General features: G+C 42.6%; 15 protein-coding genes. 1 reads left to right on the top strand and 14 read right to left on the bottom strand.

Translation table 11 applies throughout. The features are described from left to right. Positions 1-25 precede the first annotated feature (25 nt). Genes CLHUN_RS05390 through CLHUN_RS05370 form a run of 5 tightly spaced genes read right to left on the bottom strand, consistent with a single transcriptional unit; the run spans position 26 to position 5,333 of the window. Positions 26-829 (bottom strand): alpha/beta fold hydrolase, encoded by an 804-nt coding sequence (locus CLHUN_RS05390; protein ID WP_080063547.1) that lies wholly within the window; start codon positions 827-829, stop codon positions 26-28. After that, the gene (locus tag CLHUN_RS05385) at positions 826-1,599 is read right to left on the bottom strand and encodes an amidohydrolase family protein (RefSeq protein WP_165755670.1); all 774 of its coding nucleotides are present in this window, start codon (positions 1,597-1,599) and stop codon (positions 826-828) included. Before CLHUN_RS05385 ends, CLHUN_RS05390 begins: the two co-directional genes overlap by 4 nt. After that, positions 1,580-2,743, bottom strand: coding sequence for a hypothetical protein (locus CLHUN_RS05380; protein WP_133051089.1), 1,164 nt, complete (start codon positions 2,741-2,743; stop codon positions 1,580-1,582). The genes CLHUN_RS05385 and CLHUN_RS05380 overlap by 20 nt, the downstream gene beginning before the upstream one ends. Next, entirely contained in the window at positions 2,725-4,044 is a 1,320-nt protein-coding gene (locus CLHUN_RS05375) for a phenylacetate--CoA ligase family protein (protein ID WP_080063544.1), read from the bottom strand. The genes CLHUN_RS05380 and CLHUN_RS05375 overlap by 19 nt, the downstream gene beginning before the upstream one ends. A 32-nt stretch (positions 4,045-4,076) precedes the next feature. Further along, the gene (locus CLHUN_RS05370; protein ID WP_080063543.1) at positions 4,077-5,333 is read right to left on the bottom strand and encodes a phenylacetate--CoA ligase family protein; all 1,257 of its coding nucleotides are present in this window, start codon (positions 5,331-5,333) and stop codon (positions 4,077-4,079) included. Positions 5,334-6,050: 717 nt separating this feature from the next. Here CLHUN_RS05370 and CLHUN_RS05365 point away from each other — a divergent pair. Continuing rightward, positions 6,051-7,427, top strand: a complete 1,377-nt coding sequence (locus CLHUN_RS05365; protein ID WP_165755669.1) for an MATE family efflux transporter — start codon at positions 6,051-6,053, stop codon at positions 7,425-7,427. Between the two features lie 122 nt (positions 7,428-7,549). On the opposite strand, the gene CLHUN_RS05360 is transcribed toward CLHUN_RS05365, so the two are convergent. The 9 genes from CLHUN_RS05360 to CLHUN_RS05320 are packed head-to-tail and all read right to left on the bottom strand — an operon-like array spanning position 7,550 to position 18,308. Further along, positions 7,550-8,341 (bottom strand): S-methyl-5'-thioadenosine phosphorylase, encoded by a 792-nt coding sequence (locus CLHUN_RS05360; protein ID WP_080063541.1) that lies wholly within the window; start codon positions 8,339-8,341, stop codon positions 7,550-7,552. Positions 8,342-8,389: 48 nt separating this feature from the next. Beyond that, on the bottom strand, positions 8,390-9,103 hold the full coding sequence (locus CLHUN_RS05355; RefSeq protein WP_165755668.1) for a Yip1 family protein: 714 nt from the start codon (positions 9,101-9,103) through the stop codon (positions 8,390-8,392). A 54-nt stretch (positions 9,104-9,157) separates the two neighbouring features. Further along, entirely contained in the window at positions 9,158-12,997 is a 3,840-nt protein-coding gene (locus CLHUN_RS05350) for a non-ribosomal peptide synthetase (RefSeq protein ID WP_080063539.1), read from the bottom strand. Between the two features lie 44 nt (positions 12,998-13,041). After that, complete coding sequence (locus tag CLHUN_RS05345) at positions 13,042-13,764, bottom strand: sugar phosphate nucleotidyltransferase (RefSeq protein WP_080063538.1); 723 nt, start codon at positions 13,762-13,764, stop codon at positions 13,042-13,044. Positions 13,765-13,792: 28 nt separating this feature from the next. After that, a complete protein-coding gene (locus CLHUN_RS05340; protein ID WP_080063537.1) occupies positions 13,793-15,067 on the bottom strand; it encodes a nucleotide disphospho-sugar-binding domain-containing protein in 1,275 nt (424 codons plus the stop codon). 30 nt (positions 15,068-15,097) lie between these two features. Next, positions 15,098-15,328, bottom strand: a complete 231-nt coding sequence (locus CLHUN_RS05335) for a hypothetical protein (RefSeq protein WP_080063536.1) — start codon at positions 15,326-15,328, stop codon at positions 15,098-15,100. A 20-nt stretch (positions 15,329-15,348) separates the two neighbouring features. Beyond that, entirely contained in the window at positions 15,349-16,701 is a 1,353-nt protein-coding gene (locus tag CLHUN_RS05330; RefSeq protein WP_080063535.1) for a B12-binding domain-containing radical SAM protein, read from the bottom strand. Then, positions 16,694-16,933 (bottom strand): hypothetical protein, encoded by a 240-nt coding sequence (locus tag CLHUN_RS05325; RefSeq protein WP_080063534.1) that lies wholly within the window; start codon positions 16,931-16,933, stop codon positions 16,694-16,696. Before CLHUN_RS05325 ends, CLHUN_RS05330 begins: the two co-directional genes overlap by 8 nt. A gap of 28 nt (positions 16,934-16,961) precedes the next feature. Beyond that, positions 16,962-18,308 (bottom strand): B12-binding domain-containing radical SAM protein, encoded by a 1,347-nt coding sequence (locus CLHUN_RS05320; RefSeq protein ID WP_080063533.1) that lies wholly within the window; start codon positions 18,306-18,308, stop codon positions 16,962-16,964. Between the last annotated feature and the right edge of the window lie 2 nt (positions 18,309-18,310).

The raw sequence follows: 18,310 nt of genomic DNA, 5'->3' as shown, positions 1-18,310 counted from the left end.
ATCCTTTTCTATAAAACAAATGATGTTAAATGTCATATTTGGACACAATGTCCTCAATTATGCTTATAAGCTCAAAGGGATGCTCCATTGTCATAATGTGGCCGCCTTCAAGCTCATAGAGTTTGGAATTTTGCTGCTCGGCATATTCGCGGACATAATTTATGGGCATCATGGGATCGCTTTTTGCTCCAATAAAATACACATCATAAGGAAAGTTTTTGTCCGCATTTGCATCAATTTCATTGAGATAGTTGATGGTTGCCTGCAGCAGGCAGATCAGGGCCTCCTTTTTGTTCTCATAGCCTTCCTTCATCTGCTTTGCGGCAAAATCCAAAAATCCGGCACTCTTTGCAACAAAGGTAGGTGACAAAAGCTTAAGATTTATAACCTTTGACAGTATTTCAAGCTCTCCGGTTCTGATTATGTCTATCCAGAGCTTATAGTTTTCGACTATGTAATCCTTTATTTTGTATGAGGACACTCCTGCCAGTATGGCGGCCTTGAATTTCAGTCCCAGGTCAAAGGTCATGGACTTTATTATGTTTGCCCCGAAGGACAGTCCAAAACACACCGTCTCCTGAGGGTCAACATCAATAGCCTCCAGAAAATCCCTTGAATACTCAGAGTACAGCCTGAGGTTGTCGAACTCCAGATTTACTTCAGATTCTCCTTGATTTGGATATTCCAGAACAATTACCTTGTAAAATCTTTTCAGGTCCTCTATTGTGGGCTGCCAGCCCTTTATGGTCATAAACTGCCCGCCTATGAGATACAGCGGCAGACCGCTTCCCTCTATACGGTAATTTGCTTTGCTCAAATCGAACTTCATATTATCACTCCTTGTCTTTTCCATGAAAGCAGCGCTTCTGAGTTTTTATAGCATATTGCTTCAATTTCCGAAGGGTCAAAAACCAATTTCAATTTCTCCAGCTCTATCTGGGGATCATGTGTGGGGAATTCGCTCCCAAACAGAAGCTTGCTTACCAGGCCCCTTTTCTGGACTTCCTTAAATGCCAGCCGGCTGCCTATGGAGGTTTCCAGATAAACATTTTCATTTGTCCCGGCGGCGGTTATGGCTGCAAAGTCAGATGTGGAAAAGCCCATATGCCCTATAATGAAATTAAGCTTTTTAAATTTTCTGGCCAGGGCTACCATAGCTTCAATGCTGGATTGGGGATTCAGTGTAATATGTGTATATACGGGACAACCGGTATGCTCAATGGAAGTCAACAGGCTTATGAGATTTTTGTCGTAAAAATCCACCTTATGTACAATAGTATTTATTTTGACCCCCATAAATCCGTCTTCCAGCGCCTGCACCAGGTCTTCCTCAATATGGTAGTTGGGGTCGACGGTAAACAGGGCCAGGTATTCCTCGGGATATTCCCTGATGATGTCCAATAAATAATCATTATTGGGCATTTCACTGTTCAGTGGTATGGAGCCTCTGAGAAAATCCCCCAGTTGTCCCGGATTCAGCATGTTGCCCGAAACCAGCACTGCCTTTTCCATCGGGATGTCCGCTTTGATCTGCTTATACTCCAGAAACATTTCCGGTGAAGGTACATGTGCGTGAAAATCAATAATTGGGAACCTCATATTTTTCAACTCCTCTATGCAGTGTACAGCTTTTTGTTTTAGGTATATAGTTGTCCTCATTCCCAAACAGGTAATTGGATATGACAACATTGGGAAGCTCGGCTTTCAACTGGTCCAGAACTTTTTCCTCTATCAGCTCCATGCTTTTGACTATGAGGTGATACTTTCCGTCCTGGGTTATATCACCGAAAACATTGTGCTCATAGCCATACTCATACAGCCTCTCCGAAAAATCCAGAATGAAGAAATCCCGGGCAATTTCATCGGAATCCCGGCCTTTGACACATAATGCATGTCCGCCCTGAGAACAGGGGCAGTTTTCCACTATATGCCCCACATCTCTTGTGTTATATCTTATGACGCTCAGTTCCGGCCGGATTATGGTGAAATATATGCTGCTGTATATGCTGTTGTCTCTCTGCTCCAGATCCACTACAGTTTGACCGTTTGTTCTGAAGTGGTAGTTTCCGCACTCACAGGCAAACAATCCCGCATTAATTTCCGTGAGTCCGTATACTGACTTGATTTCAGCATTTGGAAAGTATTCACCCAGCATTTTGAGCCGCCTTTTTCCTATTACCTCCCCGGTCATCAAAATAGCCATTACCGAGCTCGTATCCAGATTCCACTTTTTTGCAAGCCTCCCGTATACCCCTACCTCCAGAGGTCTGGAGACCAGCATTTCAATTTCCTTTTTATGTACCAGGTTTACTACCTGTTGGGGTGTAAAATCAAGATTTCTGTTTCCGCCCGGATAGACATCCACACCCAGCTCCAGCAACGCAAACAGGTGCTTCAGTCCGAGAGGGCTGCCATCCATGGGAAAAGCCAGTATTGCAGATGCGATATTGTGATTGCTCACATTGAACAATTCCTCATACATCTGTCCCAGCCCAACGGCAAATTTTCCAAACAGGGTTTCCGGATTCATCTGGAAGAAGGTCTCCTGGCCGCTGGTGCCGCTGGTAAAAAAGCACAGGTTCCCTTTGCTGGATAGTTTAAGCTCCCTGTCAATCTTGCGGGTCGGAGGCTGCCTTCTCAACTGCTCTATCATTTCAGCTTTGGTCTTGATGTGGGTTGAGAAATGATTATTCCAGTTCTCTATAAAGGTTTCATTGATCTGATTTAATAAGTAATTATCCATTCGCCTTTCCTCTCATCATGAAATGACATTGTCTTGACCTTTTGAGTGGTCCTGTAGAAACCCTGATTGTAGATGTCCTCAAACAGCTCTCCGAATTTATAGGTTATTATAGATATGGGAATATTTGTTAAGCTCTTTATCCTATCCTCGATAATATCCAGCTCTTCTTTGGATTCGGTGGACTGCTGGATATGCAATTCCAGCAATATCTCCTCTTCACCCTTGGCAACCAGTTTATGTATGGGCGAGGTGTATTCAAGACCGGCAAGCAGGTCCTGGAAATCTGTGGGGAACAGCAATCTGTCATTATCCTTGATAACATCCTTAAGTCTTCCGAAAACCTCAATGCGTGGAGTACTCATTTCACAGCCGCATTCCTCAAAGTATATTCTTCCGGCATCACCGGTTCTGTATTTCAAAAATGGAGTTCCTTCAGATTTTAAATCCGTCAGGACCATTTCTCCGCCCAATGAGCTTTGGCTGTAATGCTCCTCGGTATTGTTGGGGTTAAGTATCTCAATAAAGAAGTCCGGATGAATGTGCACATGTCCCTTGGAGCATGGAACACCTATGGCACCGAATTCACTCATTCCATAAAACAGTCCCACCTTTTTGCCGGACCGTTCCTCTATCAGCTTGCGGCTCTTCTCTGAGAAAGCGGTTCCCACCATTAATATGTATTGTAATGAAGGAAGCTTGAACAAATCCTCCTTTTGCTCATAGAGAATGATATCTCTTAAAAGCAACGGGTTGGAACAGACAAGAACCTTTGCCTCCAGGGTCTTTAAAAGATCGTATACCCTTGTATAGCTGCTGAAGGAATGTCCCTGGTCCAGAGCCACAGGTACAATTCCCAGTTTGCTCAATGCATCATGGAAAGCCACACCTGAACTTGTCAATGCATATGGGAGGTGTATAACCGCAAAATCACCCTTTTCAACACCGGTCATCCATTCCGGAATCCTTCTTATGTAATCCCTTTCCAGGTCCTTTCCTGTTCTAAGGGAAGAGGTCTTGCTGCTTCCGATGGATTCATCGGTGGTGCCGCTGGATTCAAAATATCCCCGTATTTCGGATTTATCAGCTTTAAGCAATCCGAAGGGGTGATTCCTTTTCAAGTCATCCTTGGTGGTTCGGGGAATTTCGTTATAAAATGCAAAGTCAATTTGTTCTCCTGACTCTATTTTCTTCACAGTACGCCTCAACAGCCTTTTGTAAAATGCGGAGCCGTTTCCCAAATCAACGATTCTGCTGCTCAATACTTCCCTTTGTGTCTCAAAATAATCAATCATGTTTTTCATACGAATACCTCACGTCCTTTTTGTTTTGTGCCTTAATATGTAATCAGCCATTCATTTTTTTTGTTTTCTATAGTCTGAAGGCTTTTTACTGAATCCGAACCGCTATCCATTAAAAATTCCCTTCTGGACATACCTGTATTAACAGCCTCTATCTCCACATCAATTTCCAGTTCATTTTTTATCATTTTTTGGATTTCCTTTGATACCTCTTCCTTATTATCAGCGTCGGTATCAATTGCAAAGGTCAATTTGTCCTCCACAAATCTTGGCTTGTACATCCCTTTTACAGCTTCATGCCTGTAGAAGACATCTTCAAAATTATAAAGGGTGAACCGGCGGTTTATTTCCTTGAACTCCACCAGATCCTTGAAACGCCCCAGCACCTGCAGATAGGGAGTTTCACCGTTTCTGTACAGCCTGCCTATATCCCCGGTTTTATATCTTATCAAGGGAGAGCCTTGCCGGTTCAGGGATGTGATGACTATTTCCCCTCCTATACCATCCTCTTTAATCACTTCCATGGTCTTGGGATTTATAACCTCCACATAGAAATCGTCAAATATGCGGCCGGCCCCGTCGGTGGAAACTGTTGAAACAGCTCCGAATTCTACCATGTCATAAGTGTTGTAAACAGGAACACCATTAAATATCCGGGATATTTTTTTCATACCATTTGGAGAATGGGGCATACCTGATAATTGTATTGCTCTCAAATTTGTGAGTTTTTCTGTGGATTCCCCCATAATCTGGAGTATTGTTGAAATGATAAACGGATATGCTGTAATAATTACAGTTGGATTTATTCTTGTCAGAATATCTACTTGCTTTCTATAATTGCTGAGCTTGCTTTCATTGTCGGCGGAGACAACCATTGCACCCTGTCTCAAAGCCGCATTATGAAAACTCATGGCTGCACAGGAATAAGCATACGACAGGGAATTGAACACCACATCCCTGCTGTTGAAATCCATTGAACCCGATGCCCTTCTGATAAGGTCTCTTTCAAGGTCATCTCTTGTAAACAGGGAAGAACACCTGCTGCTTCTGTTTAAATCGGCCTTATCACCTGTTGTCTCATAATAGCCTGTGACCTGCTCAAGGCTGCAGCCCATAAATCCATAGGGATAAAATCTCTTTAAATCATTCTTTCCGGTAAAGGGCAGTTTCTCAAACTCTTCAATGGAATCAAACCCGGTGCTCTCCTGATTTTTATACACCTTCCTGTAAAACTCTGAGTTGTTTCTGCAGTAATCCACTGCTTGCCTCAGATTTTCTACAATGTTATACATATACCATCACCTCATTACTAATAATAGTCCTAGCTTAAAAGATATAATTGAAGCAGGTTTTGTAACAAATTTGATTATGCAGCGACCCAGGCTGTCAGGGTTTAGGTTATGTGATAAAAAGCAAATCATCACGAAAAATGATTAATCAGCTATAAATCAACCGTCTGAGGGCAACCGCTTATAAAGCAAAGCGGGTGACATAGGACAGCATAATTCATACCTGATACTTTTATCCATTTTGGCACATTATTGTCATATTTTTACCATTATTGATTTTTTTACAACTTTATCATTTGTTTACCATATTGTCAATAATAATTTGTCAATTATTTAATACAAATTTTACAAAATAATATTTTTTTCTCTATCTACAAAATTTTCATTTCTTATATTGAAATCTGTATTATAATTTTGAGAAACAATGTGGAAACCGCCTGAAAAGCCCGCATAACCACACATGCACCGCTTAAATTACATATTATGGTTTATTATATAATATATTGAATATATGTATATTTCTTGTTGACATTAATAATGTCCCTGTTATAAAATAGCTAATGCATTTAATATAGTGAAATTTCGTTTAGGTGTAACTATTTAAAGTTGTCATGACATCTAGCTTTAATCTATAAATTGAATAAAATTAGCTGTTATCTCAATTTCAGCCTAACTGTAAATGACAAGTGCAGCATTATCATGATGAAAAGGAGAATATCAATGGGAAAGACAGGAAACGATTTAACCACAGGCAGTGTCCCAAAGCGTCTAATAAATTTCGCTATTCCGACATTTATCGGCTACTTCCTTTACACAGGTTACAGTATCATTAATACCGTCTGGGTAGGTAACCTGCTTGGTGAGACTGCCGTAGGAGCCACAGCAGTAAGTTTTGTAATTACGTACATACTTATAGCGGTGGCTTTTGGTGCTACTATGGCATCAACAATACTCATAGCACAGAATTTCGGTGCCAAAAATTTCGATACCATCGAAAAGCTGGTTGGAGCCTCGTATGGGCTCGCTCTTGTAATGAATACTGTTTTAACAGCAATTACCTTTATTTTCAGCGACTATATCCTGAAGGCTATGAATACGCCGGAAGTAATTTTTGAAAGCGCGTCGTTTTACCTGAAAGTGTCGTTAATCGGCTGTTGGGTGCTGTATTTCTTCATTCTCAACATAGCCATTTTAAGAGGAGTGGGAGATACGGTAACACCAATGATCCTAATGGCTCTATCCGCAGTACTCAACGCCATTCTTGACCCGGTAATGATTATAGGCCTGGGGCCTGTACCTAAAATGGGACTTAACGGCGCCGCATTTGCATCGCTGATCTCCCAGGGCATAGCCTTGCTGGCAGGCCTGATATATGTCAAGGCCAAAAATCCTCTTGTGGCACCAAGCTTCAAGAAATTGAACCTGAATAAAGTACAGACCAAACTGCTCCTTAAAATAGGTTTTCCTGCTATCATGCAGCAGGCCCTCACTGCCATAGGCGGAAGCTTCATGTCCTCCTTCGTAAACGGCTTTGGAGCTGCCGCAGCCTCGGGTTACGGAGCAGTAATAAGGGTGGATGCCCTCATCAATATATTTGCCATGTCCATAGGAACTGCCTCTGCGGCATTTACCGGTCAGAATCTTGGAGCAAAGAAGCCGGAAAGAGTCAGGGAGGCCTTTAAATGGGGAATTATAATATCTCTGCTGTTATCGGTAGTCATAACCCTGCTGTGTCTCCTGATTCCAAAAATCCTTCTTTCGGCCTTTGTTCACGAGACCGATGTCCTGGATATCGGTGCCGTTTGCCTGAGATACCTGGGTATAGGCTATATATTCATGCTTATAATGTTTGCTGTCAACGGTATATTCAACGGCTCCGGAAAAACGCTGCTGTCAATGACCATAACGCTTACAACCCTTTGGATTATCAGAATACCGCTCTCCTATATCCTGCTGAATACCGGCATGGAGATACAGGGTATATGGCTTTCCATTGATATAAGCTATCTCATTGCGGCGGCGGCCGGAGTAATCATTTTCAGTGTGAAAAACCTTAAAACCTTGAAAATACCGTCAGGAGCTAACAAAGCGGTTTAACCGGCAACTAAGCCCGACCATATTTTTAAGAATAATAAGAATAAAAAAGAGAAGACACTCACAGGCTTGCCATGTGAGTGTCTTCTCTTTTTGTTCATATACCTTGCCAGGCTTTTGGAGGTTTATTGTCCGCAATGGGCGCAGGCAAAACCCCCGGCATTTGCACCTATCTGCCTGATCATTTCAAAAAGCAGCGTTTTAACCTTCTCATTGTTTTCATTGAAAACCTTAAAAACCTCCTGTTCTGAAACAGGCTTGATACGGGTATCTCCTTCAAGTCCGGCGTCAAAATCCGTTATAAGCGAAATATTTACATAGCATATACCCAGCTCTCTGGCCAAATAGCACTCAGGATACTGGGTCATGTTTATAACCTCCCAGCCCATTTTGCCATACCAGCGGCTCTCTGCCACCGTTGAAAACCTTGGGCCCTGTATTACCACAACAGTCCCTTTCTCATGAATAGTGACGCCCTGGCTTCTTCCGATTTCTGCTGCAAGCTTTCTCAGTTCCGGGCAGTATGGATAGGCGGAACTGATATGTCTTACCGCGGGCCCTTCAAAAAAGGTGTCCCTGCGGCCGCTTGTCCTGTCAACAAATTGATCGCATATTACAAAGTCTCCGGGTTTTATTTCTGCCTTCAGGCTTCCCGAAGCCGTGGGAGCAAGTATTTTTTTCACTCCCAATTGCTTCATGGCATAAATGTTGGCCCTATATGGAATCAAATGAGGGGGCAAATGATGCTCTTTTCCATGCCTTGGCAGGAACGCGACCTTAACCCCTCCGCAATTTCCGATAGAAACCGGTCCACTTGGTTTCCCATAAGGAGTATCCAGCTCCCTCTCCTCAAAATCCTCCGAAAAGGAATAAAGGCCAGACCCTCCGAAAATCCCTATATCGATATTTTCCATCATCCCACCTCCAGATTGCTCCAACTCCTGCGGTCATTCCGCTTGCAATTTTCACATATTGCTCATGTTTCCGGCATTAAGCAGTATGAACCCCAGAAAAATAACCGAGGTTGCCAGCCATACCTTCTTCCAGCCTATCTTGCTTACAGCCGCCACACCAAAGCCCATTACAGCATACTGCCATATGCCGAACAGATCAAAGCCCCGCAGGAATCCATATACAAACTTCCCTTTTAAATCAGGAACAAATATATCCACAATACCTGCAACCGAGCTGTCAAAGAAAAGGCTGTCTGTGAAAAAGGATACACAAAGGCTGATTGCAAGATATAGTGCATTTATTATGTATGAATAGCCTATAACCGACACATATTGCTTAAATGTCCCTTCCCCTTTGAATACCTTTATCAGCAGGAAAAACGCCAGAGTCGTTATGAGCCAGATCACCACGGAAGTAATACTTGTGCCTATCAGGCCTCCGGCTACTCCCACGGCTTGAACAAAGCCCTCCTGCCCTCCTGCCACCTGGGTTCCGGTGTCTTGCAGTTGAAGTTCAATACTCCTGTTGATCATTTCCTTATACAAGGGAAGCCTGACTGCATAAAATATAAGTGCCCCAAATGCAACGAGAAAAAAAGGAAACAGGGTGCGGGGATTACCGGCTATTTCCTCCATAGTCTTTTGAGGCGAGGTTATCACTCCCAGTATTCTTCCAAAAAACTTAGTGCGTTTTATAGCAGGTTCAGCAATATCCTTTGTTTTCATATGCTCCATGTTCCTACCATTCCTTCCATTGATTTTTATATAAACCCGGCCATACTATGCCGGATTCAGGTCTTCAATCTTTTTTCCGGCACTGTCAAATATCCTGGTCAGCAAGTCTATATATCCGTACAGGAATCTTTGCGCAGTATCCCTTTTAAATAATAGGGCGTTATACTGCAAAGCCAGAATTTTTCTGTCATGGTACTCGACTATTCTGAAATGCAGGTCATATGCCGTCTTGCTTACATCATGGTAGCTTATCCCGACATTCTTTCCATCCATCAGCAGATTGCCGCTGTTAAAATTGATATAGTCAAACATTGTATTGAACAGTTCATAGCAGTTTTCGCAATTTTCCCGGCTCAGGTCTTCCAGCAGTCTTTCCAGGGGATAATCCTGATACTTGTACATTTCAACAAAAAAGGCTTTTACTTCACTGACGTATTGTTGTATGGTTTTTCTTGCAGCAGGATATGTTCTGGCTGCCACAATATTGGTATACAACCCTATAAGATTTCTTAGCTGTGCACTTGTCCTGCCCGGTACAAAGGTTCCAACAGTTATATCCTCCAAAGCAGCCTGTTTTGCCAGAAATATGCTGAAGGCCGAAAATAGTATGACAAATTCTGTAGTATTCATTTTTAAGGCAGTCTTTTTTAACTGTTCAGACATAAAGGCATTCAGCGGAACCTCGACAATAGCTGCATTCAACTGCCCCGGAAAGGGATTGTTAAAATCCTTATGCAGCCTTACCTCAGTTGCTCCATCCTTAAAAATTCCAACCCAGTAATTCCTATGCTCCCTGAACCCGCTGGAATTTAATTTTTTCATCTGCCATTGGGAATAATCCTTGTATTGTACTTGAATTTCAGGCAGACTCCTGCCTTCATACAGGCTGATTAATTCCTGCAGCACAATAGTCAGGGAAAAAATATCAAAAATATAATGATGGATGTTAAAGAAAAGCCTTGTTTCTCCCTCAGAGTTTTCCATCAGTATAAATTTGAACAATGGCAGCTTTGTAATATCAAAAGGCTTTATATTTTCTCCCACGGCCTCTTCCCACGGCAGGGTGCCTATGTTTAAATACTCGACACCATAGTCCAGCTTGGGGTGTACCATCTGGACATACTTGCTTCCCCTTTTGTGAAAGGAGGTTCGCAAAACTTCGTGCCTTTTTATCAGCTCATTGACCGCAGCTTCAAATTTATCTGAAGCTATGGGATTTCCAAAATCAATTTCAAAAGGCATGCTCATGATTGTTTGGTCCCGGAAGGCCTCCATACCCCTTATGAGATTTGCCTGTACAAATGAAACATTGTATATACCGCCCTGCTTTTGACTGCTTTCTATTTCCGGGTCTTTTGCCGAATCCTCTCCGCCTTGCCTGATATAGCAGGCAATTTCCTTTAGGCTTTTAAAGCTAAAGGCCTGGGAGTGTCCTATATCCACTCCAAAATGCCTGTACAGCTCAGTAATCAGCAGGAGTATTCCCAAAGAATCTCCACCCATTTCAAAAAAGTTGTCAGTTATTTTTACTCCCGTTATTCCAAGCAGTTGACTGCATATATTTACTACTGCCCTGTCAATATCATCCTCCGGCATTTCGTCATAGCTTTCATCTCTCATGAATTCCGTAGTAAAATCAGGAAGTTTCTTGGAATCTATCTTTCCGTTCAATGTAAGCGGTATTTTTCCCACTTTTACAAAAAACGCAGGCACCATGTAGCCGGGAAGCTTTGCCGCCAGATACTCCCGTAGCTCCTTCAGGACCAGCTTTCCCTCCAGAACCACATATGCACATAATACACTTTTATCCGCACCGTTTTTTTCAATATTGACAAATGCATTTTTAATGCCCGGGAACCGCACAATTTGGTTTTCTATTTCTCCCGGTTCTATCCTGTAACCTCTGATTTTAATCTGGCGGTCAGCTCTTCCTATAAAATCAATATCCCCCTCCGGCAGCCATCTGGCAAGGTCGCCGGTGCGGTACATACGCCCGCCTTCTTCAAAAGGATTGTTTACAAACTTCTCAGCATTTAGGGCTTCCCTGTTCAGATAGCCCCTGGCCAGCCCATCCCCGCTGATGCACAATTCTCCCTGTACTCCCACAGGAACAAGTTTATCGTTTCTGTCAACTACATAAATCCTGGTGTTTGCCAAAGGCTTTCCTATGCTGATATCCGCTTCCGACCGGATTTCCTTGAAGGTGCACCATACTGTAGTCTCAGTGGGCCCATAGACATTTATCACCCTTGCCCCGGACTTAAGGCGTATTTGGTTTAGCAGTGCCTGGGGGAAGATCTCGCCTCCCAGCAAAATATCCTTTACATATTTCAGGCTCCCTGCACTGCTTTCACTGCTCATAAGCAATTTAAGCCTTGAGGGCGTCATCTGGATAAGGTCTATACCGTGCTTCCTTATCAAATCACCAAGAAGCTTTGCATTTACCTGCTGGCGCTCATCGGCAATTACTGCTTTCATGCCGCAGCCAAGGGGCAGATATATCTCAAGTGCAAAAATATCAAAGCACATGGTGGTAACTGCAAGTATTGACCTGGAATTGCTGCAATCAAGTTTTTGAGCCATACCCAATATAAAATTGCTCAGGGACATGTGGCTTATCATTACCCCCTTTGGCTTTCCTGTGGACCCTGAGGTGTATATTATGTAAGCCAGGTCTTCCGGCTGGTTTACCAGCTCCAGGTTTTCATCCGATGTGTGGCTGTAATCAACCTGGTCCAGCAAAAGGGTCCTCCCCTGGAAGGACAGTTTGCTTAACAGGCCGGAAGCCGTCAGCAATACTTGCATATTGCTGTCTTCAACCATAAAGCCTATTCTGTCCCTGGGATATTCCGGATCAATGGGCAGATAAGCCCCTCCCGCCTTAAGAATGGCCAGAATGCCGATTATCATATCAAAGGAGCGGTTGACCATTATACCAACTATGGAATCCCTCTCCACCCCTGCTTCTCTAAGCTGCCTTGCCAAATGATCCGCTCTGGTATTTAACTGCCGGTATGTAAGTTCTCCATCCCCAAATACAAGCGCGGTATTATCAGGTGTCCTGGCTGCCTGTTCCTGGATAAGCCGGCAAATATTCGTTTCTCCGGGATATGCAGAATATGTGCTGTTAAACTCATAAAGCAACTGCTCCTTCTCCTCTTGAAGCAGGTAGTCCATTTGCAATATTTTTTCCCGAGGACACTTCAAGGCATATTTCAATATGCTGCAAAAATGGACGGCCATTTTATCAATATAGCTTTTTTCATATAAACTGCCATTGTAATGAAATATGAACTCAACTCCATTATCCCGGTGTATAGCCTCAAAAGCCAGGTCGAATCCCAGTTGCCCATATTCCGGACGGAATAAATCCTGTGCATTATCCGGGACTTCACTGCCTGAAACAAACAATACACTTAAGCAATAATCCTTCAGCAGGACGGAATCATAAAACTCTCTGTTCTGCCGCACCTTATCCCGGTGATTTTTGACGGAGCCCAGCAGTTGGATAAAACTCTCTTCCTCTCCCATATGAAGTAGTATGGGCAATGGTTTTTCCATTTGTGAAGCAGTCCCAGCCTGTACTTTTGCATTTGCGGTTCCAATAACCAGATCCTGCTGTGAGGTGTACCTGGCCAGAAGTATAAAATATGCGGACAGCAGAATAGTATCGGCAGCAATACCGTGTTCTTCTGCGAAACTGTACAGATCTTTTACCAACTTGTGCTCTGCCGTAAGGGAACAGTACCGGTAGCTGTTTGTTTTCCTGCTGCCGCCTTTATTTTCAAATGGAAGCTTTAAAACCGGAAGCTCACCTGACAGCATGCTGCTCCAAAACTCCGCTTTATCCCTGGTACCATTAGAAATCATATCTGCGGTTTCCATATATCCTTCCTTTCATATAAAGTTTCCGGCAAGCCCGGTCCGGCTCACTGAAGCCATACCTGCAATTCCTCCATATCTTCCGGTATATTGAGATTTACATATTTTTTTGCAAGTTCAAAAAACTTTACCCTGTTGCCGTCACGTATAGCGGTCAGAATCAAATCTGTGAGATCCTTCTCCTGCCGTATGGGATTAACAGGCGTTTTGGAGATATAGTCCAGAATTCCCGCTCTGAACATGATATTTCCGGTGCCCATTAAATTGTTGTATACCTGGGCAGGCTTTTCTATCAGGTTACAGACTTCTTCCTCCTGATTATGAGAAAAAGTATAGGTTTTCTTTATAAGTGAGGTATTATTTACCCTTACAGTGCCTATCAACGAATAGCAAGCCTCATGGTAAAACCTTTTCAGCATTCCGGCATAATCCGGTGCTTCAAAAAATTCATCCCCCAGATGCAGTATAAAGTCCTCCCCTCCAAGGCTGTCTCCTGCACATTCCATTGCATTGACCAGCCCCTTGAGTTCCTCCTGAAACACATATGTTATCTTCCTGCCATTATGCTCGTAACCGCAATAATCAATTACTGTTCCGGCCTTATAGCCCACCACGATAACAAAACTCTCAATTTCCTTCACTTCTCCAAGCTTGTCAAGGGCATGTCCGATTATTGGTTTGTCCCCGGCCATGGTCAGGCACTTGTTTTTGCCGTTAAGTACCCCATTAATACGGGTTCCTCTGCCGGCAGCCAATATTAATGCTTTCATCTTCTACCACCACTTATAAAACATATTTTTATAAAATATTAACTGCTTTTTTGAAATCAAATATTTTCTCCACAGACCTTCCATACCCTCCTGCCGACTCAAATCCGGCTTTCAGCAGCTTGACATTTTCCCTGTATTCCTGGGTTTTTAAGATTTTTTCAATTGCATTTTCCAGTTCCGCACAGCAGAAGGGTTTGCTTTTCAGCCATATGCCCGCCCCGGCTTGTGCTATCTGTCGGGAAGCAATATATTGGTCTGTGGTTTCTGGGTACAGCAGCATGGGAACACCGTTGAAAATAGCTTCTCTTACACCGGTTAACCCTCCGTGGGTTATAAAAATGTCCGCCTCCTTCAAGAGCTGCTTTTGATTTACAAAATCAAACACCTTTATATTTGAAGGCAAATCTTTAAACTGTGTACCTGCAGTACAGCCACCCGTTGAAATTATTACCCTGCAGTCCATTCCTCCCAAAACGGAGATACATTTATTAAAAACCTCCATTGCTTCACTTCCATGAATTGTTCCCCTGCTGATGAATATAAGCGGAGTGCGGTTTTCCTCCCTCTTGTTCTGCAAATCCGTACCGGTATTGTAATCCATACCTACAAGAGCAAATTTATCGCCGATGCAATGAGACATGGGCTGCATTTCTTTAACCAGGTAAACAATGTTCAGGTAGTCAGAATAAAAATAACCTGAAAAACTGAAATCCCTGATTGCCAATTTTCTTTGAATCCTTCTGCTGTAGTAATCCATACAGTCGGCAGCCAGCTTTTTTTCGGCCGGAGTTACTGAATCCAAGGACTTATTTTTTATCAGATACACAATAAAATACTCAATATGGGCATTAAATATTTCCTCCGTCATTACAAACAGGCTTTCGCAGCAAACCGCCGGAATCCCCAGCTTATCAGAAAAAATTTTTCCCCAGACAGCGAAGGAATCATATATGAAATAGTCAGCACCATACTCAAGGATTTCCTTGCAGTGTTTCAGGTATATGTCTCTTCCCACACCAAACAGAGCCTCTATATCTTCAAAGGCCTTTTGGATGTTGAATCTTATATCCTCATTTTCCTGGGCTGGGATATCAGTGCCGTACTCACCCTTTTTAAAGAAAAAAGCTTCCAGGTCAACCCGGTATTCTCTCCACCTGGCACCGGCTGCTTCCACAATGCCTTTATATTTGGCGGAGGAATAGCAGAGAACAGCTTCTCCTCTTCTGACCAATTCTTCCAATAAGCCTATGTTGGGATTAATATGCCCATGGTGAGGAAGAGTAAAAAAAACAGCTTTTGCCATTTGGTTCCCCCCATCCTTAAAACGGCTTAATCAATTTGCCTGGTAATACATGAACTTTTCTATATCCTCCGGAATATTGCCTATATCCGTAACTTCACCGTTAACCACTATGCTGGCTATTTCCTCAAAGGGGCACCATATACTCATTTCATACTGAGGATTGGTTCTAAGCAGCAGTCCCTTTCCCTCTATGAGATTATTTTCTATAATTTGTCCGGCAAAGCTTAAATTTGATGTGGTTCTAAGAATTATTCTTTTCATAAAATTATTCCAACCCCTCTTTAATGATTATCCTTATTAATTTTTCCAAACCCTTCCATACCAAAGTTATACTTATTCAAATACGGTAAGATTCTATAATAATATTCATATTGATCCTTAATGGAAAAATTGTCGGTTTCAACAATTGGCTTGTAACAGGCAAAATCTTCATACTTGCCTGAAACAAGCCTCATACCCAGCTTGTCTATATGCGTATACTGCCAGGTGCCCGGGTATGGAGTGTTATAATTTATACTTATATCCGCTCTGTACTCCTCAGCCATCCTCTTCACAAAATCAATGGTGTCCTGCATATATTCCTGGGTATCGCAGTAATGTCCGAGCATCAGATACAGACATACCAATATTCCTGCTTCATACGCAAGCTTGATTGCATTTTCTGCCTGAGACAGTGTTATATTCTTGTGTATCTTCTCCAAAACATAATCACTGCCGCTTTCTATCCCGTAATGTACGGCAATACAGCCCCCCTCAGACATTTTGTGAAGTATCTCTTTTGAAATCACATCAACTCTTGACTCACATCTCCACATAAGGTTCAGGTTGTATTTCCTGTTCAGGTGGCAAAACAGCTCAACTCTTTCCTTAAGAACCGTAAAAGTATCGTCAATAAAATATATGAGCTTGAACTTTTCCTTCAACATATGCTTAATATCCATAATCTCCAGAAAGACATTATCTATGTCCCTGGTCCTGTATCTGGCACCTGCCAGCACAGGGCATGCACAGTATATGCAGTTGTTGGGGCAGCCTCTGCTGGTAATGATATAAACCATATAGCCGAACTTTTCCGTACCGACCAGTTCACGCTTTACCAGGGGCATTAAATCCAGGTCTTCAATGGGCTTGCGAACATTATTCTTAAAAACCTTTTCGTCTCTTCTGAAGAAAAGACCGGGTATATCCTCAAACCTTATTGTCTCCTCATTTGATACTATCGCCTCACAGACCTCCATGAAGGTTGATTCTCCCTCTTTCACAGCTATAAAATCAATAAACCTGTGCCGTGCAATATACTCAGGCTGGACTGTCGCATGAGGCCCGCCGAACAGTATCTTTATACCCTTGAAGGCAGCCTTGATGTTTCTGGCCAGCAAAAGCGCCTTGTCAACATTGATGGTAAACGCACAAAAGCCTATCAGTATGGGTTTCTTCTCCTTAATAATCTCCTTGATGCTGCTAAAGGTCAGATTGTCACATCTCAGGTCGATTAATACAGGGTTATAGCCGTGCAGTTCAATATGGGCAGCTATTGACAGAAGTCCGAAGGGAGGGTTGTATTCAATTCGTTCGCTGGCTTTTGCCTCCTTATTCTCGTACCCAGATAAGTTTATCAGCAAAATATTATCCATATCGCTCTACCATTTCATCAAATATACTGAATATGTCCTTTATGGAATCCCCCTCCACAACTCTTCCATCGGGAAGGATAATGCACTTTACTTCTTTTACGGGACACCAGATTTTAAACTCGGACTTCGGACTTGGCTTCAGCACTATTCCATCCTTTACAAACCGGCCATGGCAGAATTCTCCCGCATAACTCAAATCAGATATTGTTTTCAATACAGCTTTGTTATTCATAACTCCTCCTTGTATTTACCGTATGAAATCATTCAGGGTTGTACCTTAGAATATCCAAGCCCTCTCTGGTGTTCCTGAATGTATAGATATAATTCTCATAATATATTGCTCTCTGATCCTCCAGTGTGAAATTATCGGTTTCCACCACAGGGTCCGTAAGGGTAAAATCGGAATGATCGTTAACACATATCCTCAGCCCCAGCTTATCTCTGTGAGTATACTGCCAGGTTCCCGGAAACGGAGTATTATAAGAAAGAAAAATCTCAATACTCCTGTCATACTTCTCATAAAGCTCCCTTATCATATCCACGGTTTCCCGCATGGTCTCCCTGGTATCGCAGAAATGGCCCAGCATGAAGCTGGTACATATGGTAATTCCGCTTTTATAGGTCATGTCTATGATTTCTCTGGCTTTCAGAAGATCAATGTTTTTCCTGATGCCGTCAAGTACTTTTTGACTCCCGCTTTCAATGCCGTATTGTATGTTAATGCACCCCGAGGCTGCCATACGCTTGAGCATTTCCTGGTTTATCACATCAATTCTTGATTCGCATCTCCATATAAACTTATATTTATATTTTTCTATCAGCCCGGTAAACCTGTCTACTCTTGAAGCTATTGCGGTGAAGGTATCATCAATGATGTACATTTCATACTGCTCCTGCTTGACGGAGTTATTTATCAGCAATATCTCCAGATACACGTTGTCAATATCCCTGGTTCTATAGCTGGCTCCTGACAACGCCGTGGCCGCACAATATATGCACTTTGCCGGACACCCCCTGCTGGTATACAGATTTATGATCCTTTTCTTGTAAACCTCAAAACCTATGTATTCTCTTTTTATTAATGGCAGCAAATCAAGGTCGGCTATGGGAGGCCTGACATTTGACTTGGCCAAGGCCTTATCTTCCTTGTACATTATCCCGTTTATATCTTTGTATTTAATAACCGACTGATTTGAGGACACTGCCTCAAGAAGTTCTACAAAGGTGGATTCGCCTTCTTTTATAACGACAAAATCAACAAATTTGCTCATGCAGTATTTTGGATCCAGACTTGCATGAGGACCGCCCACAGCAATCTTAATGTCCGGAAATTTGGTTTTTATGTACTTTGCCGATTTCAGCACCAGGTCTATGTTTTCGGTGTGGGCGCAAATACCGATGAGTACAGGCTTTTCTGTTCCTATACTCTCAATCACCTTTGACATCGAATTCTGCCTGAGTGTCATATCGACTACTGTGGTTTCATACCCGTTAAGCTCTGCGAAAACTGCTATGGACAGCAGGCCTAACGGTCCGAAATAATTAACCTTCTTGTCATTGTACTTTGAAACTTTAAAGGAATGGGCAATCAGCATAAAATCCTTCATAG

Source organism: Ruminiclostridium hungatei (genome assembly GCF_002051585.1).
Lineage (GTDB): Bacteria > Bacillota > Clostridia > Acetivibrionales > DSM-1351 > Ruminiclostridium > Ruminiclostridium hungatei.
The sequence above is the reverse complement of the archived record's forward strand: the minus strand, read 5'-3'. Positions and strand labels throughout refer to the sequence as shown.

Excerpts from the sequence above, each read along its gene's own strand:
- CLHUN_RS05390 (WP_080063547.1), bottom strand. The coding sequence starts at position 829 with ATGAAGTTCGATTTGAGCAAAGCAAATTACCGTATAGAGGGAAGCGGT.
- CLHUN_RS05385 (WP_165755670.1), bottom strand. The coding sequence starts at position 1,599 with ATGAGGTTCCCAATTATTGATTTTCACGCACATGTACCTTCACCGGAA.
- CLHUN_RS05380 (WP_133051089.1), bottom strand. The coding sequence starts at position 2,743 with ATGGATAATTACTTATTAAATCAGATCAATGAAACCTTTATAGAGAAC.
- CLHUN_RS05375 (WP_080063544.1), bottom strand. The coding sequence starts at position 4,044 with ATGAAAAACATGATTGATTATTTTGAGACACAAAGGGAAGTATTGAGC.
- CLHUN_RS05370 (WP_080063543.1), bottom strand. The coding sequence starts at position 5,333 with ATGTATAACATTGTAGAAAATCTGAGGCAAGCAGTGGATTACTGCAGA.
- CLHUN_RS05365 (WP_165755669.1), top strand. The coding sequence starts at position 6,051 with ATGGGAAAGACAGGAAACGATTTAACCACAGGCAGTGTCCCAAAGCGT.
- CLHUN_RS05360 (WP_080063541.1), bottom strand. The coding sequence starts at position 8,341 with ATGATGGAAAATATCGATATAGGGATTTTCGGAGGGTCTGGCCTTTAT.
- CLHUN_RS05355 (WP_165755668.1), bottom strand. The coding sequence starts at position 9,103 with ATGAAAACAAAGGATATTGCTGAACCTGCTATAAAACGCACTAAGTTT.
- CLHUN_RS05350 (WP_080063539.1), bottom strand. The coding sequence starts at position 12,997 with ATGGAAACCGCAGATATGATTTCTAATGGTACCAGGGATAAAGCGGAG.
- CLHUN_RS05345 (WP_080063538.1), bottom strand. The coding sequence starts at position 13,764 with ATGAAAGCATTAATATTGGCTGCCGGCAGAGGAACCCGTATTAATGGG.
- CLHUN_RS05340 (WP_080063537.1), bottom strand. The coding sequence starts at position 15,067 with ATGGCAAAAGCTGTTTTTTTTACTCTTCCTCACCATGGGCATATTAAT.
- CLHUN_RS05335 (WP_080063536.1), bottom strand. The coding sequence starts at position 15,328 with ATGAAAAGAATAATTCTTAGAACCACATCAAATTTAAGCTTTGCCGGA.
- CLHUN_RS05330 (WP_080063535.1), bottom strand. The coding sequence starts at position 16,701 with ATGGATAATATTTTGCTGATAAACTTATCTGGGTACGAGAATAAGGAG.
- CLHUN_RS05325 (WP_080063534.1), bottom strand. The coding sequence starts at position 16,933 with ATGAATAACAAAGCTGTATTGAAAACAATATCTGATTTGAGTTATGCG.
- CLHUN_RS05320 (WP_080063533.1), bottom strand. The coding sequence starts at position 18,308 with ATGAAGGATTTTATGCTGATTGCCCATTCCTTTAAAGTTTCAAAGTAC.